The sequence below is a fragment of the Pseudomonas sp. P5_B2 genome, from assembly GCF_056400445.1.
The window spans coordinates 1-831 of sequence record NZ_JBFULH010001229.1; the positions used below are offsets into that span (position 1 = coordinate 1).

An 831-nucleotide genomic window follows, 5' to 3' on the forward strand; every position below is an offset into this window, starting at 1 on the left:
ACCGTAGGCCAGTGGTCACGCGTCGACATTCGGGTCGCTCGGGAAGAACGGCTCAGGGTCGACTGSCTTGCCGGCCGCGACTGCCTCCTGAAGCGCCTGCACCCATCTAGCAAGACGGTAAGGGAAGGGGATGCCGGGGCAATGACCGAACATCTCAGTGTGGGCGTCCATGGCTGCATCCAAAGCAAGCTCGGCTTCTTCTTCGGTCATGCGGTTGTCGTCGTCGCTCATGGTGCTTTCCTCGTTGGTGGCGGCGCCTATGAATTCGCGTTGGGGTCGCTCGTGAAGAACTGCGAGGAGTCGAGTGGCTTGGCACCTCAACTGCAAAGGCTATCCCTTGAAGGTTAATTTGCGGTGGTGTTCAAGATATGTGTGGCACTCCTTGGGGAATGGACCCACATTCGTGTTCAGGTCGATACCCCAGGCATTCAATACGTCCACCGCGCCACTCGCTACCAGTAGCTCCCCTCCATCTTGGAAAGAGATCCATCCGCGGTCAAACAAGCGATCCACATGGGGCGCCAGCATCAGGCCGTTGTATCCATCGAGCCGCTCTTGGTTGTCGGAGTCTTTCCAGGGCTTGATGTGACTGGCGATCAGGAAATCTGGATCAGTTACACCTGTAAGGTGGCAGTGCGAACTCCACAGCAACACCCGGCGACGAAACAGGCCCTGACCAACACGAGCTTTGATCAATAGCTCTTTGAAAGTACTAGGAAGCTCGGACTGCTCAATTTTGCGCTGCTCCTGTGCGTTCTGAATGGCGTCAGGGCTTGTCGGAATGACCATTTCGGGAAGGTCTACCTGTGATCCCACCAGGTCGAGTATCAG

General features: G+C 56.6%; 2 protein-coding genes. Both read right to left on the reverse strand.

Annotated features, from left to right (window positions below; translation table 11 throughout):
- Positions 1-15: 15 nt before the first annotated feature.
- Complete coding sequence (locus AC1DRJ_RS30400) at positions 16-231, reverse strand: hypothetical protein (protein WP_477805373.1); 216 nt, start codon at positions 229-231, stop codon at positions 16-18.
- A gap of 99 nt (positions 232-330) precedes the next feature.
- Positions 331-831 (reverse strand): HNH endonuclease (locus AC1DRJ_RS30405; RefSeq protein ID WP_477805374.1); only part of this gene is annotated, 501 nt, incomplete at its 5' end.